The organism is Streptomyces sp. NPDC104309 (assembly GCF_055584025.1).
In genome coordinates this window covers 441,126-464,272 of record NZ_JBVJMV010000002.1, presented here as the reverse complement: position 1 = coordinate 464,272, position 23,147 = coordinate 441,126, and the positions used below count along the sequence as shown (strand labels likewise).

Here is a 23,147-nt window from a genome sequence, read left to right as displayed (position 1 = left end):
CCTCCTCCTACTGGTAAGCCGGTTCGTCCTGCTGTGTCGGTTCGTCGGCGGGCGCGGTGGCCTGGCGCGATGCCGAGCGGAGGAGGACGGCCACGAGCACGGCCGCCACGGCCATGGCCGCGCCGCCGCAGCGCAGTGCCAGATGGAGCCCTTCGATGAAGGCGGTGTTCACGGCGTCTTGGACGGGTGCGGGCAGGACCTGGGTTCTGTCTGCTCCCGAGCCGGCGATCGAGTCCGCGATACCGTGGCGGGTTTCGGGGGGAACGCCGAGCCGATCGAGCGATCCGGTCAACGTGGCGGCCAGGCGGCTGGTGAGGACGGCTCCCAGGGCGGCGACGCCGACGACGCCGCCGATCTCGCGCAGCATGTTGAGGGTCGCAGAGGCCATACCGGCCTGGGCGAGAGGGACACGCTTCATGACCGTGAGGGACACCGGTGTGAAGGTCATCCCCATGCCGATTCCCATGGCGAGCAACACCCACAGATACTCCAGGTAGCGGGCGTGCTGACCGTAGAGCGAGAGGCCGCCGAGAGCCGTCGCGCACAGGGTCAGACCGGTCACCAGAGGAATCCGGGGGCCGCAGCGCGCGGTGAGTGTGCCGGACAGCGGCGCGGCGACGACGATCATCGCGGTCATGGGCAGCCCCGCCAGGCCCGCGCTCGACGGCGCCCAGCCCATCACATCCTGCATGAGCAACGGCAGGAAGAACGACGCACCGAACATGCCGAAGCTGATCATGAATCCGGTCACCGCGGCTCCGCTGAGCACCGGGTCCCGGAAGAAGTGCAGGTCGAGCATGGGGTCGGTGGTGCGGAGTTCGACCGCGACGAAGGCCGGCAGGGCTACTGCCGCCACCGCTGCGAGGGTCACGACACGGGTGTCGGTCCAGCCGCGGGCCGGTCCTTCGATGAGTGCGTAGACCAGGGCGCCGAACCCGAGCACCGAGAGCAACTGGCCCGGAAGATCCACCCGCCTGGCCCGGCCTGCGAACTCCGGGAGCGCTCGGGCGGCGAGCAGCAGCCCTGCCACTCCGATCGGGACGTTGATCCAGAACACGCTGGCCCATCCGAACGCGTCCACCATCGGCCCGCCCAGGACCGGGCCGATCGCCAGGCCCAGGGCGGAGACACCGGACCAGAGCCCGACAGCCCGCGCCCGCTCCTTCTCGTCGGTGAAGACGTGCCGCAGAATCGACAGGCTGCCCGGCGTGAGCAGTGCCGCGCCGAGTCCTTGCAGCATGCGTGCGGCGATCAGCAGGCCGATCGACCCGGACAGCGCTGCCGCCGCTGATCCTGCCGTGAACAGAGCCAGTCCGGTGAGGAAGATCCGTTTGCGGCCGTATCGGTCGCCGAGTGTGCCGCCGGTGAGCAGGAGGGCGGCGTAGACGAGGCTGTAGCCCTCGACCACCCACTGCAGTCCGCTGACACCGGCGTGCAGCTGCTGCCCGATGCGGGGCAGGGCGTTGTTGACGATGACGTTGTCGAGCATCGCCATGAACATCGTGGCGCACAAGGCGGCAAGCACGAGTCTCTTGCGCTGGGAGGTGAACTCCTCCATCACATTCCCTAACAGTGTTAGTCGGTCATTCGGACCAGAGACTGCCCCTAACGGTGTTAGATTGCAAACCGGTTTTCTTTCGACGGAGGTGGCCGGTGGCACGAGACAGCGCGGCCGAGGGCGCTGCACAGCCAGGACTGACCCGCCAGGCGCTCGTGGCGGCGGCCCTGCGCGTGCTGGAACGTGAAGGCATCAGCGGGCTGTCGATGCGCAAGGTCGCCGCCGAACTGGGAGTGAAGGCAGCCTCCCTGTACTGGCACGTCCGCAACAAGGAACAGCTACTGGACCTGCTCACCGACGCGCTCATGGCCGATGCCGAGCCACCACCCAGGCAGGGCGACTGGCGGGAGCAGCTTCGCGAGTACTCGCTGCGCTACCGACGGCACCTGCTGGCCAAACGCGACTCCGCCAAGGTCGTCGCAGGGCGGCTCACACTCGGCCCGAACCTGCTGCGTCTCATGGAGGAGCAATTGGACCGGCTACGTGAAGCCGGATTCTCCGACGCCGACGCCGCCCTGGCCAACTACCTTCTCGGCGCCTTCGTCCAGGGCTTCGTGCTCCAGGAACAGTCGCCCCTCTCCGCATCCGAGACCGAGGGCGCCAGCCGTTCCGAAGTCGCGCAGGCGGCGGCCGACCGACTGCGCGGACTGCCGGAAACGACCTTCCCGAACCTCGTCGCGCTGGCCGACGACCTCACCGCCCCGTCCATGGAGGACCGCTTCGCCTTCGGCCTCGAACGTCTCCTCGACGGACTGGCGGCCCTGCGCACCGAGAACCACGCACATCCGACGGCCGAACCCGTCCCCCTCGAAGGGAAGTCCTCGATCCATGAGTGACCGTACCTACCGCGTCATTGTCCGCGGCACGTTTGCCGACCTCGACGAGGCCCAGCGTGCCGCGCTGATCGAGAACGCCGCCGAACACGACCTCCTCAACGCCACGTTGACCGACGAGGGAACCCTCATCTACGAGCTGCCGCCACGTACTTTCACCTTCCGCTGCGTCGTCCGGCAACCCGCCGACGCCGATGACGACGCCGCGGCCCAACGGGCCTGCGACAGGGCAGCTGCCGACCTGGCCGACCGCGGAATCCGCCACAGCGCGCTGCGCGCCACCGCCACCAGCCTCGACGACATGAAAATCCGGCGCCCCCGACGCTGACCGACAGCTGGTTCCCCCACACTCCGCCTGAGTCCTGGGGTCCGGCTTCCACCCCTGCCACACCATCTCCTGAGCCTTTGAAGGAGCCGAACAGCGCGGGCGCGCGGCCATCACCACGATGCCGGCGCCCGGCGCGGACGAACCCACCGAAGAACGGACAGAAGTGGCCTGACGGAGCCACACGAACGGCCCCCGGCATCAAGCCGGGGGCCGTGGTGTTCAGGCAGGTCAGGAGCGGTGCGGTGGCCGGCGTCAGTCCAGGATTTCCGCCAGCACGACGCCCGTGATCAGCTCGAACCGGCCCGAACGGACCGGAAGTCGATCACAGCTCACCGGCCATCAGGAACAGCCGCCGACCTGTGAAAACCGCTTTACGGCAGGTTCCGCGCCATCACGATCCGCTGGACCTGGTTCGTGCCTTCGTAGATCTGCGTGATCTTCGCGTCGCGCATCATCCGCTCCACCGGGTAGTCCCGCGTGTAGCCGTAGCCGCCCAGCAGCTGGACCGCGTCCGTGGTGATCTCCATCGCGACGTCGGAGGCGAAGCACTTGGCCGCCGCGCCGAAGAAGGTGAGGTCGCCGTCGAGGCGCTCGGACTTGGCGGCGGCCGAGTAGGTGAGCTGGCGGGCCGCCTCCAGCTTCATGGCCATGTCGGCGAGCATGAACTGGATGCCCTGGAAGTCGGCGATCGGCTTGCCGAACTGCTTGCGCTCCTGGACGTAGCCCTTGGCGTAGTCGAGGGCGCCTTGGGCGATGCCGAGGGCCTGGGCCGCGATGGTGATGCGGGTGTGGTCCAGGGTCTTCATCGCGGTGGCGAAGCCGGTGCCCTCCTCGCCGATCATGCGGTCGGCGGGGATGCGGACGTTGTCGAAGTAGACCTCGCGGGTCGGGGAGCCCTTGATGCCGAGCTTCTTCTCCGGGGCGCCGAAGGAGACGCCCGCGTCCGACTTCTCGACGACGAAGGCCGAGATGCCCTTGGAGCGCTTGGTCGGGTCGGTGACGGCCATCACCGTGTAGTACTCGGAGACGCCCGCGTTGGTGATCCAGCGCTTCACGCCGTTGAGCACCCAGAAGTCGCCGTCGCGCACGGCCTTGGTCTTCATGCCCGCCGCGTCGGAACCCGCGTCGGGCTCGGAGAGGCAGTACGAGAACATGCCGTCGCCCTTGGCCAGCGGGCCCAGGTACTTCTTCTTCAGGTCCTCGGAACCGGAGAGGATCACCGGGAGCGAGCCGAGCTTGTTCACGGCTGGGATGAGGGAGGAGGAGGCGCAGGCGCGGGCCACCTCCTCGATCACGATGACGGTGGCGAGGGCGTCGGCGCCCGCGCCGCCGTACTCCTCGGGTACGTGCACCGCGTGCAGGTCCGCGGCCGTCAGGGCGTCCAGCGCCTCCTGCGGGAAGCGCGCCTCCTCGTCGACCGCCGCCGCGTACGGGGCGATCTTCGCCTCGGCGAGCGCACGCACCGTCTCGCGGAGCATCTCGTGCTCCTCGGCCGGACGGTACAGGTCGAAATCGGTCGAACCCGCCAAGACGCTCACTCCCCATGAAGCTAACTACCGTTAAGTAACCCAATTTTAGGGCCCGGCTCCCGTCATGGCCTATGGAATGCGCGCGTGAGCTTCACGACAGGGGTGGCAGAACCCACACGGGCAGCCGGAAACCGGGTCTTCGGGGGCACGACTATGCTCGTTCACCGCACGTCTGTCCGCATCTCACAGGAGCACTTCATGGCCCTCAGGATCACTGTGATCGGCACCGGCTACCTCGGCGCCACCCACGCCGCGGCCATGGCGGAACTGGGCTTCGAGGTGCTCGGCCTCGACGTCGTGCCCGAGAAGATCGAGATGCTGAGCACCGGCCGGGTCCCGATGTACGAGCCGGGCCTGGAGGAGCTGCTCGGCAAGCACGTCGAGGGCATCGAGGGATCGACCGGGCGACTGCGGTTCACCACCTCGTGGGAAGAGGTGGCGGACTTCGGCGACGTCCACTTCGTCTGCGTGAACACTCCGCAGAAGCACGGCGAGTACGCCTGCGACATGAGCTACGTCGACAGCGCCTTCGAGTCGCTGGCGCCGCATCTGAGCCGGCCCGCCCTGGTCGTCGGGAAGTCGACCGTCCCGGTGGGCTCGGCGGCCCGGCTCGCGGCGCGGCTGGCGGAGCTGGCGCCGGTGGGCGCGGACGCGGAGCTGGCCTGGAACCCGGAGTTCCTGCGCGAGGGCTTCGCCGTGAAGGACACCCTGCACCCGGACCGGATCGTCGTCGGTGTGGCGAGCGAGCGGGCCGAGAAGCTGCTGCGCGAGGTGTACGCGGTGCCGGTCGCCGAGGGTTCGCCGTTCGTGGTGACGGACTTCCCGACCGCCGAGCTGGTGAAGACCGCGGCCAACTCCTTCCTGGCCACGAAGATCTCGTTCATCAACGCCATGGCGGAGGTCTGCGAGGCCGCCGACGGCGACGTGAAGAAGCTGGCCGAGGCGATCGGGCACGACGAGCGGATCGGCTCCAAGTTCCTGCGGGCCGGCATCGGCTTCGGCGGCGGCTGTCTGCCGAAGGACATCCGGGCCTTCATGGCGCGCGCCGGCGAGCTGGGCGCGGACCAGGCGCTGACCTTCCTGCGCGAGGTCGACTCGATCAACATGCGGCGCCGCGGTCACATGGTGGAGCTGGCCCGCGAGGCCGTGGGCGGCGATTCGTTCCTCGGCAAGCGGGTGGCGGTCCTGGGCGCGGCGTTCAAGCCGGACTCGGACGACGTACGGGACTCGCCCGCGCTGAACGTGGCCGGGCAGATCCATCTGCAGGGCGGCCAGGTCACGGTCTTCGACCCGAAGGGCATGGACAACGCCCGCAGGCTCTTCCCCACGCTCGGTTACGCGGACTCGGCGCTGGACGCGGTGCGCGGCGCGGATGTGGTGCTGCATCTGACGGAGTGGCGGGAGTTCCGCGAGCTGGACCCGGCGGCACTCGGCGAGGTCGCGTCCCGCCGGATCATCCTGGACGGCCGCAACGCGCTCGACAGCGAGCTGTGGCGCGGGGCCGGCTGGACGTACCGGGCGATGGGGCGGCCGAAGGCCTGACGCCTCGGCCGGGATCGGACCCTTCGGCCCGGTACCGGCCCGGGGCTCGGCCTGGTCCCATGCCCGGAGTCCCTCAGTTGTGTTTCGCGCGGTAGGTGCGCATCTTGGCGCGGGCGCCGCACACCGACATGGAGCACCAGCGGCGGCGCCCCGCCGGGCTGCGGTCGTAGTACGCCCACTGACAGTCCTCGGCCTCGCACGCCTTGAGCCGGGCCCAGGTGCCGTCGGCCGCCGCGGTGGCGATGGCCGCCGCGACCCGGGCGGTCAGGCCGGCCGGTTCCGCGACGGGGCGCAGTGAGGCGGCGCCCGCCGCGTCCACGGTGACGCGCAGCGGCGCTTCGGCGAGCAGCCGGTCGAGCGGGGGCGCGGCGGCGCCGTCCGGCGGGCGGTGGCCGGCGTGGGCGAGGCAGGCGGCACGGAGCGCCTCGCGCAGTACGCGCGCGTCCGGGACCTCGGACTCGGTGAGAGAGAAGGCGGCGCGCCCGTCCGCGGTGTCGAGGGTGTCCGCACCGGTCTCGACGTCCAGTGTGTTGACCAGGGCCTCGATCAGGGCGAGTCCACCGGGCGCGGAATCCTTCTCATTCATGGTTGCGACGTTACCTCCAGTGCGGCAGCATGTAGTAACGGTTACCTGTTGAGGCGATTTAGAGGTAACCCCTGCGCGAAGACTGTCCCCGTTCTGAGGAGGAAGTGCCATGGCTGTCGCGACACTGGGTGCTGTCGTTCTGGACTGCCCCGACCCCGCCGCGCTCGCCGGCTTCTACGCCGGGCTGCTCGGCGGCGAGGTCGTGCCGGACGGTGAGGGCTGGGTGGAGCTGACCGGGGCCGGGGGCACGCGGCTCGCGTTCCAGGGCGCGCCCGGTCACGTACCGCCGCAGTGGCCGCGCCCGGACGGTTCGCAGCAGTTCCATCTGGATCTGTCCGTGCCCGATCTGGACGCGGCGGAGAAGGAGGTGCTCGCCCTGGGCGCGACCGTGCTGGACGCGGCGGACCGGGAGCGGACCTTCCGGGTGTACGCGGATCCCGCGGGGCACCCGTTCTGTCTGTGTGCGTGTTAGAAGCGGGCAGAAAAACGTGCGGGGCGCCCCTGGGGGCGCCCCGCACTCAGGAACTCCGGCTCAGCCGGCCTGCGCGTCCAACTGCTCGATCGTGGCGTGCGACGGGGCCCGGCGCGTGCGCAGCTCGCGCGCGACGTCCTCGGCGTCGCGCAGCACCCGTACCGCGTTCCGCCAGGTGAGCTTGGCGAGATCGGCGCTCGACCAGCCGCGGCCGAACAGCTCCGCGATCAGGTTCGGGTAGCCCGCGACGTCCTGGAGACCCTCCGGGAGGAAGGCGGTGCCGTCGTAGTCGCCGCCGATGCCGATGTGGTCGATCCCGGCGACCTCGCGCATGTGGTCGAGGTGGTCGGCGATCGTCGCCACGGTCGCCATCGGGCGCGGGTTGGCCGCCTCGAAGGCGGCGTGGATCTCCATGGCCCGCGCGGTGGTGTCGAGGTGGTGCAGGCCGTGGGCCCGCAGGTTCTCGTCCGCGGCACGGGTCCAGTCGACGGCCGCCGGAAGGACGAACTTCGGTACGAAGGTCGCCATGGCGATGCCGCCGTTGGCCGGAAGGCGGCCGAGGATGTCGTCGGGGATGTTGCGCGGGTGGTCGCAGACCGCGCGCGACGAGGAGTGCGAGAAGATCACCGGCGCCGAGGAGGTGTCGAGCGCGTCGCGCATGGTGGTGGCCGCCACATGGGAGAGGTCGACCAGCATGCCCGTGCGGTTCATCTCCCGTACGACCTCGTGGCCGAAGGGCGAGAGACCGCCGACGCCCGGCTCGTCGGTCGCCGAGTCCGCCCACGCGATGTTGTCGTTGTGGGTGAGCGTCATGTAGCGGACGCCCAGGGCGTGCAGGGCGCGCAGGGTGCCCAGTGAGTTGTTGATGGAGTGGCCGCCCTCGGCACCCATCAGGGAGGCGATGCGGCCCTCGGCGCGGGCCGCCTCCATGTCGTCGGCGGTCAGGGCGCGCCGCAGGTCCGCCGGGTGGCGCTCCAGCAGCTCGGCGACCACGTCGATCTGTTCGAGCGTGGCGCTGACGGCTTCGTCGCCCGCCATGTCGGACTGCACGTAGACGGACCAGAACTGGGCGCCGACGCCGCCGGCGCGCAGCCGCGGGATGTCGGTGTGCAGATGGGCGGACTGGTCCGTGGCGATGTCGCGGGCGTCCAGGTCGTAGCCGACCTGTTCGCGCAGCGCCCACGGCAGATCGTTGTGCCCGTCGACGACGGGGTACTCGGCGAGGAGTTCCGCCGCCCGCTCCAGTTGTCCGGCCTTCTCCACCTGTTCGGCCTTCTCCACCGGGGCCTACTTCCCGAAGCCGAAGGAGTCGGCGCCCTCGACCTTGGCGCGCAGCCGCTTGCCCTTCTCCGTCGCCTGGTCGTTCAGCTCCTGCTGGAACTCGGCCATGCGGGCCAGCAGCTCGCTGTCGTGGGCGGCGAGGATTCGGGCGGCCAGCAGGCCCGCGTTGCGCGCGCCGCCGACCGAGACGGTCGCCACGGGGACACCGGCGGGCATCTGCACGATGGAGAGCAGGCTGTCCATGCCGTCCAGGTACTTCAGCGGGACCGGCACGCCGATGACCGGCAGCGGGGTGACGGAGGCGAGCATGCCGGGCAGGTGGGCGGCACCGCCCGCGCCCGCGACGATCACCTTGAGACCGCGCTCCGCCGCCTGCTCGCCGTACGCGATCATCTCGCGCGGCATGCGGTGGGCGGAGACGACGTCGACCTCGTAGGGAATCTCGAACTCGTCGAGGGCCTTGGCCGCTGCTTCCATGACGGGCCAGTCGGAGTCCGAGCCCATGACGATGCCGACGACCGGCGCGGCGGAGGCGGGGGAAGTCATTCGGTGATCGTTCCTCGCAGGTAGTCGGCCGCGTGCCGGGCGCGCTCACGCACGTCCGCCAGGTCGTCGCCGTAGGTGTTGACGTGTCCGACCTTGCGGCCGGGCTTCACGTCCTTGCCGTACATGTGGATCTTGAGCTGCGGGTCGCGGGCCATGCAGTGCAGGTACGCCTGGTACATGTCCGGGTAGTCGCCGCCGAGGACGTTGGACATGACCGTCCAGGTGGCGCGCGGACGCGGGTCGCCGAGCGGCAGGTCGAGGACGGCCCGGACATGGTTGGCGAACTGCGAGGTGATCGCGCCGTCCTGGGTCCAGTGCCCGGAGTTGTGCGGACGCATGGCGAGCTCGTTGACCAGGATGCCGGGCTTCCCGTCGGGTCCCCGGGTCTCGAAGAGTTCGACGGCGAGGTGGCCGACGACACCGAGCTCGGAGGCGATCCGGAGAGCGAGCCGCTGGGCCTCGCCGGCGAGCCGCTCGTCCAGCTCCGGGGCCGGGGCGATCACCGTGTCGCAGACCCCGTCGACCTGGATCGACTCGACGACCGGGTAGGCGACGGCCTGGCCGTGCGGCGAGCGGACGATGTCGGCCGCCAGCTCCCGTATGAAGTCGACCTTCTCCTCGGCGAGGACCGGGACACCGGCGCGGAAGGGATCGGCCGCGTCCGCCTCGGAGCGGACCACCCACACGCCCTTGCCGTCGTAGCCGCCGCGGACCGTCTTGAGGACGACGGGGAAGCCCCCGACCTCCTGCGCGAAGGCCGCGACGTCCGCCGGGTCCGTCACGATGCGGTGGCGGGGGCAGGGCGCGCCGATCTCGGTGAGCTTTGCGCGCATCACCCCCTTGTCCTGGGCGTGCACCAGCGCGTCCGGGCCGGGGCGCACGGGGATGCCGTCCGCCTCCAGGGCCCGCAGGTGTTCGGTCGGTACGTGCTCGTGATCGAAGGTGATCACGTCACAGCCGCGCGCGAAGGCACGCAGCGTGTCCAGGTCGCGATAGTCGCCGACGACGACTTCGTTCACCACCTGGGCCGCCGAGTCCTGGAGGGTGTCACTGAGGAGCTTGAACTTGATGCCGAGGGGGATGCCCGCCTCGTGGGTCATACGGGCGAGCTGACCGCCGCCGACCATGCCGACTACCGGGAACGTCACTCCTCCAGGGTATCCGCCGCCCCGGGGGGCGTCCGACGACGCCCTGCGCCACCCCCGCCGGGCGGGTACGCCGAGCCCGGCCCGCACCTGTCCGAACATCCCCGGGCACCCCGTGGGGGAGGCCGCTAGCATGGCTGGGCCGACGTAACCGACAGACAGGCTGAGCGATCACCATGAGCGAACGGGGCGCACTGCGGGCCCGGCTGGATCTGCTGGCCCGCGAGATCGCCAAGTTCGGCGCGGTCGGCGCCCTCGGCCTGGTCGTCAACATCGCGGTGTCCAACCTGCTCTGGCGCACCACTGACCTTCAGGTGGTACGGGCAGGTCTGCTGGGGACGTTCGTCGCCATCCTCTTCAATTACATCGGCTTCCGCTACTGGACGTACCGGGACCGCGACAAGAGCGGGCGGACCCGGGAGCTGACGCTGTTCCTGCTGTTCAGCGCGGTGGGTGCGGTCATCGAGAACGGTGTGCTGTACACGGCGACGTACGGGTTCGGGTGGGACAGCCCGGTCCAGAGCAATGCCTTCAAGATCCTCGGGATCGGCATCGCGACGCTGTTCCGCTTCTGGTCCTACCGGACGTGGGTGTTCAAGGCGCTGCCCGCCAAGGAGACCGTGCTGAATGCGGAGGGGTTCCTCAAGCAGGCGCGTACGGAGCGGGCGCGGCGGGTCGAGGCGGATTCGGCCCGGCGTTAGCCGATTCACCGCACCGGGCGTTCCGGTTCCTGTCTGTTCAGGGCGACCCGGCTGAGAAAGAGCGCGAAGACCGCCGGCTGCTGCTGGAGCAGTTCGAGCCGTCCGCCGTCCGCCTCCGCGAGGTCCCTGGCCACCGCGAGGCCGATGCCGGTGGAGTTGCGGCCGCTGATCGTCCGCTCGAAGATCCTGGCGCCGAGGTCGGGGGACACGCCCGGACCCTCGTCCGTGACCTCGATGACCGCCTGGTTGCCGGTGACCCGGGTGCGCAGCGCGACCGTACCGCCGCCGTGCATCAGTGAGTTCTCGATCAGGGCGGCCAGCACCTGGGCGACCGCGCCGGGCGTACCGACGGCCCGCAGCCCCTGCTTTCCGGAGCGGACGATGGCGCGGCCCTCGCCCCGGTAGGCCGGGCGCCACTCCTCGATCTGCTGCTTGACGACCTCGTCGAGGTCGAAGACGACGGCGGAGCCGGTACGCGGATCGCGGGCATTGGTCAGCAGCCGCTCGACCACGTCGGTGAGCCGCTCGACCTGGGTGAGGGCGATGTTCGCCTCCTCCTTCACCGTGTCCGGGTCGTCGGTGACGGAGATCTCCTCGATCCGCATGGAGAGCGCGGTCAGCGGCGTGCGGAGCTGGTGCGAGGCGTCGGCGGCCAGCCGGCGTTCCGCGGTGAGCATCCGGGCGATCCGTTCGGCGGAGGCGTCCAGGACGTCGGCGACCCGGTCCAGCTCCGGCACTCCGTACCGCTTGTGGCGCGGGCGCGGGTCGCCGGAGCCCAGCCGTTCGGCGGTCTCGGCGAGATCGGTCAGCGGTGAGGTCAGTTTGTTGGCCTGGCGCACGGCGAGGAGCACCGCCGAGACGATGGCCAGCAGGGCCACCGCGCCGATGATCAGCAGGGTGCGGCCGACCTCGCGGGTGACGGCGGAGCTGGACTCCTCGACGGTGACCCGTTCGCCCTGCTCCCCCTCGGCCGTACTGCTGATCACGTTGCCGGTGGGGCGGGTACCGACTTCGAGGGGGGCGCGTCCGGGGATCTTGACCAGGGCGTAGCGCTTCCTGGAGATCTGCTGGGCCAGCAGCGCGGGGTTGATCCGCTCGGCGCCCAGGAGCCGGCTCTCGACGACGCTGATCAGCCGCAGCGCCTCGGAGTCGACGCTCTCCTGGGCGCTGTTGCTGATGGTGCGGCTCTCGACGATGACGAGGGAGACGCCGAAGACGGCGATCACCACGAGCACCACGGCGAGCGTGGAGTTGATCAGTCTGCGGCGCATGAGTGCTTCTGTACGTCAGCTCTTCTCGAAGCGGAAGCCGACGCCCCGTACGGTCGCGATGTAGCGGGGGTTGGCCGCGTCGTCGCCGAGCTTCTTGCGGAGCCAGGAGATGTGCATGTCGAGGGTCTTGGTCGACGACCACCAGGTGGTGTCCCAGACCTCGCGCATCAGCTGGTCGCGGGTGACGACCCGGCCGGCGTCGCGGACCAGGACCCGCAGCAGGTCGAACTCCTTGGCGGTGAGCTGGAGTTCCTCGTCGCCCATCCAGGCCCGGTGCGACTCGACGTCGATCCTGACGCCGTGGGTGGCGGGCTGCGGGGCGGGCTCGGTGGCGCCGCGGCGCAGCAGGGCCCGGACCCGGGCGAGCAGTTCGGCCAGTCGGAAGGGCTTGGTGACGTAGTCGTCGGCGCCCGCGTCCAGACCGACGACGGTGTCCACCTCATCGGCACGGGCGGTGAGCACCAGGATCGGCACGGTGTGGCCGTCGGCACGGAGCCTGCGGGCGACTTCGAGGCCGTCCATCCCGGGCAGGCCCAGGTCGAGTACGACCAGGTCGATTCCGCCCTGGAGGCCGGCGTCGAGAGCGGTCGGACCGTCTTCGCGGACCTCGACCTCGTAACCCTCCCGACGCAGGGCGCGGGCCAGTGGCTCCGAGATGGATGCGTCGTCCTCGGCGAGCAGTACACGGGTCATGGAGTGATGGTAGTCCGCGCAGGGGGGATGCCGTGAGGTGATCGAAAAGCCCTGCGGGTCCGAAGGGGAAACGGGGCGACGCCTTCGAATGTGGGAGCGCGGTTCCATCAGAACCTGTGATCCATCTCTCAAGTCCATTCATATCCGACGGTGTCGTGTCGTATGGTGGCTTGACGCCTGTTGCACTACTCAAGGACCCTTGGGCAGCTTTTAGCGCCGAGGGTCTCTTTTGTTTTGCCGGCTGGTACCCGCCAGCCGTGACTTCAGTGAATGACCTGTGGCCGGGCCCGGAGTGCGAGATGCGCACCGGGCGTGGATCCCGATGCGGTCGGTCCCCGTCTCCTCCAGTCGGCTCCCCATGAGTCCGATGGTCGGGACGAATCCCCTGTCAGGCGTGGGGGTGGGGTGCGGCCGGGTCGGTGCCGGCCTCCCCCCACCGGGCGCGTCACGCTCACAAGGCGTCGCGTCCCGAGCACCCAAGGATCGACCATGGCGTCCAGCCTGACGAAGGACCCGGCCAGTACTTCTGGATCCGAGAAGACCTTCTTCGGCCACCCCCGCGGCCTGGCCACTCTCTTCATGACCGAGATGTGGGAGCGTTTCAGCTTCTACGGCATGCGGGCCCTGCTTCCGCTGTATCTGGTCTCCGGTTCCGGCCTGCACATGAACGCGGCCACGGCCACCGCGATCTACTCCATCTACATGGCCATGGTGTACCTGCTGGCCATGCCCGGTGGCTGGTTCGGTGACCGGGTCTGGGGGCCGCGCAAGACGGTCACCGTCTCGGCCGCGATCATCATGCTGGGCCACCTCACGCTGGCCCTGCCCGGCTCGGGCACCTTCTTCGCCGGTCTGGCGCTGGTCGCGCTCGGCTCCGGTCTGCTGAAGGCCAACATCTCGACGATGGTCGGCCACCTCTACAACGGTCCGGAGGACGCGCGCCGCGACGGCGGCTTCACCGTCTTCTACATGGGCATCAACCTCGGTGCCTTCGCCGCCCCGCTGATCATCGGCACGGTCGGCGAGAAGGTGAACTGGCACCTCGGCTTCGCCATCGCCGCAGTCGGCATGGCACTGGGCCTGGCCCAGTTCCTCATCGGTACGCGCCACCTCAGCGCCCGCAGCAGCGTCGTCCCGAAGCCGCTGTCGGCCGAGGAGCGCCGTACGACCCTGCGCAAGGGTCTGCTGTGGCTGATAGCCGCCGCCGTCTTCTACGGCGTGCTGGTCGCCACCGATGTGTACACGCTCAACTGGGCGCTCGTCCCGATCACCGTCGCCGGTCTGATCATTCCGGTCGCCGTGCTGGTGCGGATCAAGCGGGACCGGGATCTCTCGAAGACCGAGCAGTCCAAGATGTCCGGCTACATCTGGTTCTTCGTCGCCGCGGCCGTGTTCTGGATGATCTACGACCAGGGCGGCTCCACGATGTCGCTCTTCGGTGAGTCCTCCACCACGAACAGCGTGTTCGGTGTGGGCTTCCCGACCTCCTGGTACCAGTCGGTCAACCCGGTCTTCATCATGGCGCTGGCCCCGGTCGTCGCCTGGATCTGGCTGGCGCTGAACCGGCGCGGCAAGGAACCGAGCACGGTCGTCAAGTTCGGCTCGGGTCTCTTCCTGGTCGGCGTCTCCTTCCTCGTCTTCATGCTGCCGCTGACCATGACCACGGACGGCGACAAGGTCAGCCCGATGTGGCTGGTGTCGATCTACTTCCTGCAGACCGTCGGTGAGCTCTGCCTCTCCCCGGTCGGCCTGTCGGTCACCACGAAGATGGCTCCGGCGAAGTACGGCAGCCAGATGATGGGTGTCTGGTTCCTCGCCGTCACCGCCGGCGACTGCACCACCAGCCTGCTGTCGCTGGCGGGCGTCGATCTGGACAAGACCGGCATGGTGGGTCTGGAGGCGGCGCTCGCGATCGTCGCGGCGCTCGCGATCTGGATGTACCGCAAGAAGGTCGTGGAGCTCATGGGCGACGTGCGCTGACGCTCTGATCCCGCACCGTCGCACACAAGTGGGCCGCCGCACCGTCGACCGGTGCGGCGGCCCTTGTGCTGTTCCTTGTGCTGTTCCTCGTGCTGCCCTCGCTCGCTCTGGCGTTACGCGAGCGGGTTCACCTGGTGCCGCGCAGCCTGCGCCACGGGGTGAAGGTGAACACGGCGCCGCCCAGCAGGATCGCCGTCCCCGCGACCAGGCCGAGTGCGCGCAGGGTGCCGTTGTTCTCGGCCCCGGTCGCGGCCAGTCCGCCGCCGGAGGCCGTGCCGCCTGCCGCGGAGCCGGTCGAGCCGGTGGAGCCCGTCGTGGTGGAGCCGGAGGCGCCGCCCTGCTGGGCGGTGGTGTCGAGTTCCAGTGACGGGGTCACCGATCCCTTGACCTTGCAGGGGATGTTGATCTTCGAGCCGCCCAGGGTGACATCGATCGTCAGGGTGCCGGGGCTGAGCGTGGACTTCCCGGACGCGCCCGGCTTGTAGCTGCCGGTCATGTCGGACAGGTCGACCGGCTTGCCCTGCTCCAGCGGCGCGGCGTTGGCCGGCCCGGTGACCTTCACCGAGCCCTTGTCGGCGCCGCCGACGACGATGTCCATGGACGGCTTGAGCGCACCGGCGGGCAACGCGGCCGGGCTGTCCATCACGCCCTTGGCGGTCTTGACCGTGAGCGCGTAGCTCCCGCCGCTCTTCTTGGCGTTGATCGTCACCTTGGAGGCGATGTCGGGCGGTCCGGGGGACGTGCAGGTGAAGTGGACCGAGACCTCCTTGCCGGGGAAGTCGGTCTGACCGCTGCCGCCCCCGGAGCCCGAGGTGGCGCCGCCCGCGGTCGTGGAGCCGGACGACGTGCCGCCCGCCGCGGTCGAGCCCGAGGTGGAGCCGGACGTCGTACCGCCCGCCGTGGTCGAGCCCGAGGTCGTACCGCCCGCCGTCGTGGAGCCGGAGGTGGAGCCGGAGGACGTACCCCCCGCCGTCGTGGATCCGCCGCCGTCCGTGACCTTGATGGTCGCGCCCGGCTGCACGGTCTCCTTCGGGGAGCACTTGGTGTCGGTGGAGATCGGCTTGGAGACGTTGATGTTGTACGCGTCCGGTGTGAGCGTGATCTCACCGGCCTTCTCCAGCTTCAGTGTGCCCTTCATGTCGGGCAGCACCATGGCGCTGTTCTTCGGGATGGGCGGGTTCTGACGCGGCCCCTCCATCTGGAGGGTGCCCGTGGTCGCCCCGCCCACCTTGATCGTGCCGGTCGGCTTGATCGTGTCCTTGTTGAGATCGAGCACGTCGGGGTTCTTGGAAGCGGCCTCGACCGTCTTCCACACCACCTCGACGGTGTCCCCCACCTTGGCCTCGGCGGGCGCGGTCAACTGCACCACGGTGGTGCCCTGCACGGCCGGCAGCCCGGAGATGGCCGGAGGGATGCACTCCGTCCTGTACGAGATGTCGGCGGCCTGGGCCGGGCCCGCGGCCAGCAGCAGGCCCGCGCCGCCGAGCATCATCGCGACTCCTGCCGCGACCGTCCTGCGTTGCGTACTCACGAATGTCCCTTCGTTGTCGGTCTGTTCTCTGACGGTGCGGAATCCGGTGTGAACCACGGCAGCGCGGCCGTCGTGGTCGTGGGCGCGGCAGCGGGGCCCTCGGTGGGCCCCGGTGGGCGGCGCAGCTTCGGGAGCCTGGCGGTCACCTCGGTGAGTTGCGGGGGGCGACGGCGTCCGGAACGGGCCGGGGTGCGCGCGGAGCGGGGACGTACCTTGTCGACGATCGCCATGCCGATGCGGAACACGGCGGCCGGCACGACGACGCACAGCAGGATCCAGAACAGCGTGACGCCCCAGGGGCGGCCGACCCCCCACGGCTGCTCGGCCAGGATCTTGCTGCCGTACTTCAGCGAGATCTGGTAGTCACCGTGAGCGCCCGCCGTCAGTTCGACCGGCAGCTTGATCTGCGCCTTGCGGCCGGACTCGATGGTGCCGCGCCACTGCCGCTCCTCCCACTGCGGGGCGAAGACACCGTGGGCGGTGCCGACCTGGAAGACCGGATCCTTGACGGGGGCGGAGCCCAGGTTGCCCACGGTGAAGACCAGTTGCCGGGAGGGCGGGGCGCCGAACCAGGTGAGGATGCCGCTGTCGCCCTCCAGCCGGGTGGTGGCCAGCACCGCGAGCCTGCCGCCCCCGGTCTCCTTCGGCAGCGCGGCCACCGGGTGGCCCGCGACGACGAACACGGCGTCGGCGGTGGCCTGTTCTCCCGTGACGGTCGCGACATGGAGCACACAGGGGCAGGGCACGGGCGGCTCGGCGACCGGCATCTTCTTGCTGAAGGCGCCCGCGGCACCGGTGGTGACGGCCCGGCCCTCGGCGTTGGCACAGGAGTTGGTGCCGTCGATCACCCCGCGGTCGGGCGTGGACCGCCCGCAGATCAGCATCATCAGCAGCGTGTTCGGTCGCCAGCCGCTGCCCTTGACGGTGATGTCACCCCCCTTGCCCGCCTGTTGCTTGGAGAGGGTGACCGCGGGCTTCGGGTCCGCGGCCCTCGTACCCGCCGCGTCGGCGCCGGCCGCGGAGAGCATCAGCAGGGCGGGCAGCAGTACGCCGAGCAGCGCGGCGGCCCACCGGTGCACGCCGCCGCGCAGTGGTGCCGGTCCGGCCTGTCCAGTCACGATTCCGCTCCCGCCTTCACCAAGTGCCTGCTCTCCGAGTGCTGTTGTCCGTCCGAGGGCGGTCCGGGACGGCCGTCGTCGGCTCCGTCGGACGGCCGTCCGCGCGAGCGCCGGAGCCGGTACGCGTACGCTCCCGCCAAGGCTGCGGTCAGGATCAGCAGCGCGCCGCCGGTCACCGGCAGCCAGGGCACGAAGACCGCACGGGCCGTCGCCTCGCTGTGCGCGCCGCCCGCCGCCGTGACGCGCAGCCGGACGGTCGCCGAGTCCAGGGCCGGGGCGTCCCGCCAGGGTTCGGCGAGCCTGACGCGCTGTCCGGGCAGCAGTTCCACCGGCAGCGTGCGGGCCCCGCGCCGCAGCAGCGTCCCGAACACCCCTTCGGCGCCGACGGTGATCCGCGGGGCCAGAACCGTATTACCGCGGTTGACCAGCGTGTAGTGGATCGTCCGCCCGGACACGCTGACATCCTCGACGGTGAGCGCGGCCAGCGTCGGCCCGCCCACCCGCAGTTGGATCCGTACGCCCACCGAGCGGTCGCCGCCGCGTACGACGATCGCGCCGGGGTGGTCGCCCGGCGTCGCGCCCGTCGGCACCGTGACCGAGAACGGCACATCGGCGCGGGTACGGGCCGGCACGGTCACCTCGGCGGCGGCGGTCCGCAGCCAGGCACCGGTCCCGGTGGAGCCCTTGCCGCCGCGTACCGCGACACCACCGTCCTCGGCGTTGTACGCGTCGGCACCGCCCAGCCGCACGGTGAGCGGTGCCGTACCGGGGTTGGTGACGGAGAGGCGGTCCTGGAGTACGGCGCCGGGCGGGCCCTCCAGATAGAAGTACGGTCTGCCCTCGCCCGCCCCGGAACCGCTCACCGCGGGCCGGGCCGTCCACGCGGCGGCGCCCCCGGACGTCGGCGTCCGGGCCGCGGCACCGGCCACCGGCGTCATGGCGAAGGCGAACAGCACTGCGGTGAGGGCGAGTCGGGCGGCGTGACCGGGCGGCGACGGCATGGGCGGCTCCCTTGTGCGTGACGGCGGCTGGCTCGTGGGCGGCCGGGGCCTCCTCGGATCCGTCCCGATCCGAGGAAACGCCCCGCTGTCCTATCGGCCCACAGCCCCCTGCCCGCGCCTGGTCAGCCAGAGCACTCCGGCCGCGCCGGTCAGCAGCACTGTGCCCCCGAGCGTGCCGAGCGCCACGGCAGAGTCGAGCGGGCCGGTCTTCGGCAGCTGCCCGCCGTTGTCCGCCGGGGTGTTCTGCGCGTTGCCCGCGGCCGTCACATCGAGCTGGAGCGACGGACCCGGGTTGTTGGAGGGCGTACAGGTCGTGGTCGTACCGAGCGCCTTGATGGTGAGCACACCGGCGGTGAAGTCGACCTTGCCGCTCTTCTTCGGCGTGTACGTACCCGACAGGTCGCTGATCTTGATGGGGGTGTTGGCGGGTATGGCCGCGGAGTTCGACGCCCCGGAGACCTGGACCTGGCCCGGGTCGGCGCCCCCTACCCTGATGACCGCGCTGGGACTCATCGCCCCCTTGCCCAGCTCGACGGGGCTGGACGACACGCCTTTCTGGAAGGACATCGTGAGCTTGTAGCCACCGCCGCTCTTGACGCTCTTGATGTCGATGGGAGACACGGCGCTCTTGTCGCCGATCGGAGTCTTGCACTGGTAGTCGACGTCCACGACCGTGGCGTGGGCGGCGGGCGCGGCCATCAGCACCACCGTGCCCGCCAGCGCGGACGCCAGCGCGAGAGCTGTTCGCTTCTGGTAGGACACCTTGAGTTCCCCTCATGCCGGAAGTCGCCGCGCGCCGTCTCTCACCGACGCAAGTTACTGACGACACATCAGATCGGGCGCTCAAGGTACGCCTGGGGCCTTGTGGAGGGAAGACAAAGAGCGCGCCGATCCGGCGCGCTCTTCGAAGGTGCAAATGCGGGGCCGTACGCCCCCCGGGGCCCGGCGGGGAACCGGCACCGGTCCGGGGGATCACGGCCGGACGGCTCCTGGCGCCGTGAACGGAAACGTTCACCGGCTCGCGGCAAACCTTTCCGGCACCAGCGCTAGGCGGGGGCGGCCAGCTCCGCCCAGACGGTCTTGCCGGCCCGGTCCGCCACCCGCAGGACACCCCAGTCCAGGCAGAGCCGCTGCACGATGAACATGCCGTGCCCGCCGGGCCGCCCGGCCCGGTGCGGGGTGCGCGGCGCGGGCTGGCCCGCGCCCGAGTCGACGACCTCCACCCGCAGCACCTTCGCCGTGCAGGCGATACGCAGTTCCTCGGGGCCGTCCGCGTGCAGACAGGCGTTGGTGACCAGCTCGGAGACGACCAGCAGGACGTCCTCGGCGGCGGCGCGTCCGTCGGCGCTCGACGCGGGGAGCCAGCCCCAGTCGTGGAGGGCCTGGCGGGCGAAGTCGCGGGCGGTCGGCACGATGCCGGCGATTCCCCGCAGCGACAACGTGCGCCACTGCCGCTCGGCCGGCTCGGGGGGTGCCGCGCCGGCGTCCGCGTCCTCGCGTGCGCCCGCTCCGGCGCCCTCCGGCTCGCGGCCGAGGTCGCCCGGCGGATGCTGCCGGGTGGTGCTCATCAGCGCTTCACCTCACCGATTCACCATGTCACCATCGAACAGTTACAAGTACAGATACAGAGTGCGCGGGTCACCCGAGGGCCCCGCCGGGTGTCTTCTGCCCGGCGGAATCGTGACAACACCCACTTCATTCACGTGGACCGCGTGACGCGGGCAACACAGCAGGCACCCGGGCCGCCGAACGCGCCACGATCAGGCGTCCAGGGCCTCTTCGAGGGAGTCGTGGACGGTGAAGACCGCCTCGGCCCCGGTGATCTCGAAGACCCGCGCCACCACCGGCAGCATTCCGGCCAAATGGACCCCTCCCCCGGCCGCCTCCGCCTTGAGGCGGGCACCGAGCAGCACATTGAGCCCGGTGGAATCACAGAATTCGAGTCGCGAGCAGTCGACCACCAGGCGTACTCGCCCTTGTTCGACCGCGCTCTCCAGGGGCTCCCGCAGCAGATCCGCCGTGTGGTGATCCAGCTCACCCACCGGCGTCACGACCTCGCTGCGCCCCTCGGTGCGGGCCTCGACCTGAAGCCGACCCCGGTTCGCACTGCCGACCGTCCCGCGGTCCATGCCCGTCCCTCTTCGCCGTTCGTCACTGCCTGCGTCTCTGCGTATGCAGATTCGTTGTAGCCATCACTGACGTCACTGAAACAGTACGCGTTCCGTACGCCACGCGGTACCCGAAGACCTCAACAAACCGGACATATGGCCCCAATTGGAGCTTGTAACTGTCTGTCCGAACCGGGTAAGGGTAGGGGGACACCCAAAACACGGCCGGCTTCGGAGGCGCCGCTTCACCGCAGGAACACGTATGGGCATCGGCAGCCATATGCCGAGAACGATGGAGGAGACCATGTCACCCCGGCTCGACGCACCGCGCACGCACGGCGCGACGTCAGCATGTCCTCAGGGACCGACCCCCTCGGACTCCCCTGCCGCGAACGCCGGAGACGGCACGCGCAACAGCGACATCAGCACCATCGGCGCGGACACCGCCGCCGACCTCGACGACCACGGCGTCACCGACGGTCTCGAAGGGCTTCCCGAGATCCCGCCCTACGACGAGGTGGGGCCGCTGGACGCCAGGGCCCTGTCGAAGACGCTCTTCGAACGGCTCGAATCGCTCGAAGAGGGCACCCACGAGTACGCGTACGTCCGCAATACGCTCGTCGAACTGAACCTGGCCCTGGTCAAGTTCGCCGCCTCCCGGTTCCGCTCCCGCAGCGAACCGATGGAGGACATCGTCCAGGTCGGCACCATCGGCCTGATCAAGGCGATCGACCGCTTCGAGCTCAGTCGGGGCGTGGAGTTCCCGACGTTCGCGATGCCGACCATCGTGGGTGAGATCAAGCGCTTCTTCCGCGACACCAGTTGGTCCGTGCGCGTCCCGCGCCGGCTGCAGGAGCTGCGGCTCGACCTGGCCAAGGCGGGCGACGAGCTCGCCCAGCAGCTGGATCGTTCACCCACCGTGGGCGAGCTCGCCGACCGCCTCGGCATCACCAACGACGAGGCCGTCGAGGGTATGGCCGCGAGCAACGCGTACACCGCGAGCTCGCTGGACGCCAAGCCCGAGGAGGACGACCACGAAGGCGCGCTGGCGGACCGCATCGGCTACGAGGACCACGGGCTCGAAGGCATCGAGTACGTCGAGTCCCTGAAGCCGCTGATCGCCTCGCTGCCACGCCGTGACCGCACGATCCTCTCGCTCCGGTTCGTCGCCAACATGACGCAGTCGGAGATCGGTGAGGAGCTGGGCATCTCCCAGATGCATGTGTCGCGGCTGCTCTCCCGCACGCTGGTCAAGCTCCGCAAGGGGCTGACGCTGGAGGAGTGACGGGCAGCTCGCGTGCCCGCGGAACACCCGCGTGCGGCATACCGCGAGCCCCCTTGCGGAAGGACCCGCACCGGCAACGGGCGGGTCCTTCCGCATGTGTGACGTCGCGTCACGGACGCCGGATGCGCGGGTTCCGGATGCGCGGATTCCCGGCCGCACGGATTCCCGGCCGCACGGGCGCCGGATCCACGGACTCCCGGCCGCACCGGTGCCGGATCCACGGACTCCCGGCCGCAGCGGCGAGGACTCAGACGACGCGTTCGCCGTGCTGCCAGACCGCGTGGACCAGGGGGACGCCCGGCCGGTAGGCGAGGTGGACATGGCTGGGTGCGTCGAGGAGTACCAGGTCGGCGCGGGCGCCGGGGGCGATGCGACCGATGTCCGTACGGCGCAGGGCCGCCGCGCCGCCCGCGGTGGCGGACCAGAGGGCCTCGTCCGGGGTCATGCCCATGTCCCGTACGGCGAGGGCGATGCAGAAGGGCATGGAGGACGTGAACGACGAGCCCGGGTTGCAGTCGGTGGAGAGCGCGACGGTGGCGCCCGCGTCGAGGATGCGGCGGGCGTCCGGCCAGGTGGCGCGGGTGGAGAACTCGGCGCCGGGGAGCAGGGTGGCGACGGTGTTGCCGTGGGCCAGGGCGTCGATGTCCGCGTCGGTGAGATGGGTGCAGTGATCGGCGGACGCGGCGTCGAGCTCGACGGCGAGCTGGACACCCGGCCCGTGGCCGAGCTGGTTGGCGTGGACGCGGGGGTGCAGGCCCTTGGCGCGGCCGGCGGTGAGGACGGCGCGGGCCTGGTCCCCGTCGAAGGCCCCCTTCTCGCAGAAGACGTCGACCCAACGGGCGTACGGGGCACAGGCGTCGAGCATCGGTCCGGTGACCAGGTCGACGTAGCCGGCCGGGTCGTCGGCGTAGTCCGGGGAGACGATGTGGGCGCCGAGGTAGGTGACCTCTTCGGTGTGCCGGGCGGCGATGCGCAGGGCGCGGGCCTCGTCCTCGACGGTGAGGCCGTAGCCCGACTTGGTCTCGATGGTGGTGGTGCCCTGGCGCAGCGCCTCGGCGAGGTAGCGGGCGACATTGGCGGAGAGTTCTTCGTCGGTGGCGGCGCGGGTGGCGGCGACCGTGGTCCTGATGCCGCCCGCGCTGTAGGCGCGGCCGGACATCCGGGCGTTGAACTCCTCGGTGCGGTCGCCCGCGAACACGAGGTGGGAGTGGGAGTCCACGAAGCCGGGGATCGCCGCCCGGCCGCCCGCGTCGACGGCGTTGTCAGTGGCGGGTGCTTCGCTTGACTCACCGGTCCAGACGACCCGGTCGCCCTCGATGACGACGGCCGCGTCCTGGATCAGACCCAGGGGGGAATCCGCGCGGAGGGAGGGGTCGTTGGTGACCAGACTGGCGATGTGGGTGATGGCGGTCGTCGTCATGGGGAGACTGCTCTCCTTGGGTATCGGCTTGCGGGGTGGCCTGTGGCGGGGCCTGCGGGGAGCGGGGCGGGACGCCACCCCTGGTCGCGGTCTCGGGGCCGGGGCCCCCGGAGCCGGGGGGCTCGGAGCGGCCGGGCTCGGGGGCGGCGATCCGCGGGCCGGGAGCCTCGGAATCGGGGGCTTCGGTGTCGGAGGTGTCGGAGGTGTCGGAGGCGGCGA

Annotated in this window: 22 protein-coding genes; 7 read left to right on the top strand and 15 right to left on the bottom strand. The window is 70.4% G+C overall.

Annotated elements, in window-relative coordinates:
- Window positions 1-7 precede the first annotated feature (7 nt).
- The gene (locus tag ACZ68L_RS03880) at window positions 8-1,558 is read right to left on the bottom strand and encodes an MFS transporter (protein WP_469573930.1); all 1,551 of its coding nucleotides are present in this window, start codon (window positions 1,556-1,558) and stop codon (window positions 8-10) included.
- Between the two features lie 95 nt (window positions 1,559-1,653).
- On the opposite strand from ACZ68L_RS03880, the gene ACZ68L_RS03875 reads away from it, so the two are divergent.
- Window positions 1,654-2,394, top strand: coding sequence for a TetR/AcrR family transcriptional regulator (locus ACZ68L_RS03875; protein WP_469573928.1), 741 nt, complete (start codon window positions 1,654-1,656; stop codon window positions 2,392-2,394).
- Window positions 2,387-2,719, top strand: coding sequence for a DUF6204 family protein (locus ACZ68L_RS03870; protein WP_469573927.1), 333 nt, complete (start codon window positions 2,387-2,389; stop codon window positions 2,717-2,719). The genes ACZ68L_RS03875 and ACZ68L_RS03870 overlap by 8 nt, the downstream gene beginning before the upstream one ends.
- A 371-nt stretch (window positions 2,720-3,090) precedes the next feature.
- Here ACZ68L_RS03870 and ACZ68L_RS03865 read toward each other — a convergent pair whose 3' ends face one another.
- Complete coding sequence (locus ACZ68L_RS03865; RefSeq protein ID WP_469574023.1) at window positions 3,091-4,248, bottom strand: acyl-CoA dehydrogenase family protein; 1,158 nt, start codon at window positions 4,246-4,248, stop codon at window positions 3,091-3,093.
- A gap of 198 nt (window positions 4,249-4,446) precedes the next feature.
- On the opposite strand from ACZ68L_RS03865, the gene ACZ68L_RS03860 reads away from it, so the two are divergent.
- Complete coding sequence (locus tag ACZ68L_RS03860) at window positions 4,447-5,790, top strand: UDP-glucose dehydrogenase family protein (RefSeq protein WP_469573925.1); 1,344 nt, start codon at window positions 4,447-4,449, stop codon at window positions 5,788-5,790.
- A 73-nt stretch (window positions 5,791-5,863) separates the two neighbouring features.
- Here the strand turns inward: ACZ68L_RS03860 and ACZ68L_RS03855 are convergent, their stop codons facing one another.
- The gene (locus tag ACZ68L_RS03855) at window positions 5,864-6,376 is read right to left on the bottom strand and encodes a CGNR zinc finger domain-containing protein (RefSeq protein WP_469573924.1); all 513 of its coding nucleotides are present in this window, start codon (window positions 6,374-6,376) and stop codon (window positions 5,864-5,866) included.
- A 109-nt stretch (window positions 6,377-6,485) separates the two neighbouring features.
- Between ACZ68L_RS03855 and ACZ68L_RS03850 the strand changes: the two genes are divergently transcribed.
- Window positions 6,486-6,848 carry a VOC family protein gene (locus ACZ68L_RS03850; protein ID WP_469573922.1) on the top strand — a complete coding sequence of 121 codons (363 nt, stop codon included), beginning with the start codon at window positions 6,486-6,488 and terminating at the stop codon, window positions 6,846-6,848.
- A gap of 60 nt (window positions 6,849-6,908) precedes the next feature.
- On the opposite strand, the gene ACZ68L_RS03845 is transcribed toward ACZ68L_RS03850, so the two are convergent.
- From ACZ68L_RS03845 to ACZ68L_RS03835, 3 genes are read right to left on the bottom strand one after another with little or no spacing between them, the layout of a single operon-like run.
- A complete protein-coding gene (locus ACZ68L_RS03845) occupies window positions 6,909-8,129 on the bottom strand; it encodes a dipeptidase (protein ID WP_469573921.1) in 1,221 nt (406 codons plus the stop codon).
- A gap of 6 nt (window positions 8,130-8,135) precedes the next feature.
- Window positions 8,136-8,675: a 5-(carboxyamino)imidazole ribonucleotide mutase gene (purE, locus tag ACZ68L_RS03840; RefSeq protein WP_469573919.1), complete on the bottom strand. Its 540-nt coding sequence runs from the start codon at window positions 8,673-8,675 to the stop codon at window positions 8,136-8,138.
- A complete protein-coding gene (locus ACZ68L_RS03835; RefSeq protein WP_469574022.1) occupies window positions 8,672-9,910 on the bottom strand; it encodes a 5-(carboxyamino)imidazole ribonucleotide synthase in 1,239 nt (412 codons plus the stop codon). The genes purE and ACZ68L_RS03835 overlap by 4 nt, the downstream gene beginning before the upstream one ends.
- An 86-nt stretch (window positions 9,911-9,996) precedes the next feature.
- Here ACZ68L_RS03835 and ACZ68L_RS03830 point away from each other — a divergent pair, with 86 nt between their 5' ends.
- Window positions 9,997-10,521: a GtrA family protein gene (locus tag ACZ68L_RS03830; protein WP_469573918.1), complete on the top strand. Its 525-nt coding sequence runs from the start codon at window positions 9,997-9,999 to the stop codon at window positions 10,519-10,521.
- A 5-nt stretch (window positions 10,522-10,526) separates the two neighbouring features.
- Here ACZ68L_RS03830 and ACZ68L_RS03825 read toward each other — a convergent pair whose 3' ends face one another.
- Window positions 10,527-11,792: an ATP-binding protein gene (locus ACZ68L_RS03825; protein ID WP_469573917.1), complete on the bottom strand. Its 1,266-nt coding sequence runs from the start codon at window positions 11,790-11,792 to the stop codon at window positions 10,527-10,529.
- Window positions 11,793-11,807: 15 nt separating this feature from the next.
- Window positions 11,808-12,485: a response regulator transcription factor gene (locus ACZ68L_RS03820; protein ID WP_361450310.1), complete on the bottom strand. Its 678-nt coding sequence runs from the start codon at window positions 12,483-12,485 to the stop codon at window positions 11,808-11,810.
- Window positions 12,486-12,974: 489 nt separating this feature from the next.
- Between ACZ68L_RS03820 and ACZ68L_RS03815 the strand changes: the two genes are divergently transcribed.
- Window positions 12,975-14,465 carry a peptide MFS transporter gene (locus tag ACZ68L_RS03815; protein ID WP_469573915.1) on the top strand — a complete coding sequence of 497 codons (1,491 nt, stop codon included), beginning with the start codon at window positions 12,975-12,977 and terminating at the stop codon, window positions 14,463-14,465.
- A gap of 127 nt (window positions 14,466-14,592) precedes the next feature.
- On the opposite strand, the gene ACZ68L_RS03810 is transcribed toward ACZ68L_RS03815, so the two are convergent.
- The 6 genes from ACZ68L_RS03810 to ACZ68L_RS03785 all read right to left on the bottom strand — a co-directional run bounded on the left by ACZ68L_RS03810 (window position 14,593) and on the right by ACZ68L_RS03785 (window position 20,244).
- Entirely contained in the window at window positions 14,593-15,954 is a 1,362-nt protein-coding gene (locus ACZ68L_RS03810; RefSeq protein ID WP_469574020.1) for a hypothetical protein, read from the bottom strand.
- Between the two features lie 38 nt (window positions 15,955-15,992).
- Window positions 15,993-17,114, bottom strand: coding sequence for a hypothetical protein (locus tag ACZ68L_RS03805; RefSeq protein WP_469573914.1), 1,122 nt, complete (start codon window positions 17,112-17,114; stop codon window positions 15,993-15,995).
- Window positions 17,111-18,115 carry a COG1470 family protein gene (locus ACZ68L_RS03800; RefSeq protein ID WP_469573913.1) on the bottom strand — a complete coding sequence of 335 codons (1,005 nt, stop codon included), beginning with the start codon at window positions 18,113-18,115 and terminating at the stop codon, window positions 17,111-17,113. Before ACZ68L_RS03800 ends, ACZ68L_RS03805 begins: the two co-directional genes overlap by 4 nt.
- Window positions 18,116-18,205: 90 nt before the next feature.
- Window positions 18,206-18,877, bottom strand: coding sequence for a peptidase (locus ACZ68L_RS03795; RefSeq protein WP_469573911.1), 672 nt, complete (start codon window positions 18,875-18,877; stop codon window positions 18,206-18,208).
- Between the two features lie 284 nt (window positions 18,878-19,161).
- Window positions 19,162-19,683, bottom strand: a complete 522-nt coding sequence (locus ACZ68L_RS03790) for an ATP-binding protein (RefSeq protein WP_351080965.1) — start codon at window positions 19,681-19,683, stop codon at window positions 19,162-19,164.
- A 192-nt stretch (window positions 19,684-19,875) separates the two neighbouring features.
- Window positions 19,876-20,244: an STAS domain-containing protein gene (locus ACZ68L_RS03785; RefSeq protein WP_469573910.1), complete on the bottom strand. Its 369-nt coding sequence runs from the start codon at window positions 20,242-20,244 to the stop codon at window positions 19,876-19,878.
- Window positions 20,245-20,527: 283 nt separating this feature from the next.
- On the opposite strand from ACZ68L_RS03785, the gene ACZ68L_RS03780 reads away from it, so the two are divergent.
- Window positions 20,528-21,508 carry an RNA polymerase sigma factor SigF gene (locus ACZ68L_RS03780; protein ID WP_469574018.1) on the top strand — a complete coding sequence of 327 codons (981 nt, stop codon included), beginning with the start codon at window positions 20,528-20,530 and terminating at the stop codon, window positions 21,506-21,508.
- Between the two features lie 247 nt (window positions 21,509-21,755).
- Here ACZ68L_RS03780 and hutI read toward each other — a convergent pair whose 3' ends face one another.
- A complete protein-coding gene (gene hutI / locus ACZ68L_RS03775) occupies window positions 21,756-22,928 on the bottom strand; it encodes an imidazolonepropionase (protein WP_469573909.1) in 1,173 nt (390 codons plus the stop codon).
- Window positions 22,929-23,147 lie beyond the last annotated feature (219 nt).

Excerpts from the sequence above, each read along its gene's own strand:
- ACZ68L_RS03830 (WP_469573918.1), top strand. The coding sequence starts at position 9,997 with ATGAGCGAACGGGGCGCACTGCGGGCCCGGCTGGATCTGCTGGCCCGC.
- ACZ68L_RS03870 (WP_469573927.1), top strand. The coding sequence starts at position 2,387 with ATGAGTGACCGTACCTACCGCGTCATTGTCCGCGGCACGTTTGCCGAC.
- ACZ68L_RS03880 (WP_469573930.1), bottom strand. The coding sequence starts at position 1,558 with ATGGAGGAGTTCACCTCCCAGCGCAAGAGACTCGTGCTTGCCGCCTTG.
- ACZ68L_RS03780 (WP_469574018.1), top strand. The coding sequence starts at position 20,528 with ATGTCACCCCGGCTCGACGCACCGCGCACGCACGGCGCGACGTCAGCA.
- ACZ68L_RS03785 (WP_469573910.1), bottom strand. The coding sequence starts at position 20,244 with ATGGACCGCGGGACGGTCGGCAGTGCGAACCGGGGTCGGCTTCAGGTC.
- ACZ68L_RS03855 (WP_469573924.1), bottom strand. The coding sequence starts at position 6,376 with ATGAATGAGAAGGATTCCGCGCCCGGTGGACTCGCCCTGATCGAGGCC.
- ACZ68L_RS03820 (WP_361450310.1), bottom strand. The coding sequence starts at position 12,485 with ATGACCCGTGTACTGCTCGCCGAGGACGACGCATCCATCTCGGAGCCA.
- ACZ68L_RS03825 (WP_469573917.1), bottom strand. The coding sequence starts at position 11,792 with ATGCGCCGCAGACTGATCAACTCCACGCTCGCCGTGGTGCTCGTGGTG.
- ACZ68L_RS03815 (WP_469573915.1), top strand. The coding sequence starts at position 12,975 with ATGGCGTCCAGCCTGACGAAGGACCCGGCCAGTACTTCTGGATCCGAG.
- hutI (WP_469573909.1), bottom strand. The coding sequence starts at position 22,928 with ATGACGACGACCGCCATCACCCACATCGCCAGTCTGGTCACCAACGAC.
- ACZ68L_RS03860 (WP_469573925.1), top strand. The coding sequence starts at position 4,447 with ATGGCCCTCAGGATCACTGTGATCGGCACCGGCTACCTCGGCGCCACC.
- ACZ68L_RS03800 (WP_469573913.1), bottom strand. The coding sequence starts at position 18,115 with ATGCCGTCGCCGCCCGGTCACGCCGCCCGACTCGCCCTCACCGCAGTG.
- ACZ68L_RS03790 (WP_351080965.1), bottom strand. The coding sequence starts at position 19,683 with ATGAGCACCACCCGGCAGCATCCGCCGGGCGACCTCGGCCGCGAGCCG.
- ACZ68L_RS03810 (WP_469574020.1), bottom strand. The coding sequence starts at position 15,954 with ATGCTCGGCGGCGCGGGCCTGCTGCTGGCCGCGGGCCCGGCCCAGGCC.
- purE (WP_469573919.1), bottom strand. The coding sequence starts at position 8,675 with ATGACTTCCCCCGCCTCCGCCGCGCCGGTCGTCGGCATCGTCATGGGC.
- ACZ68L_RS03850 (WP_469573922.1), top strand. The coding sequence starts at position 6,486 with ATGGCTGTCGCGACACTGGGTGCTGTCGTTCTGGACTGCCCCGACCCC.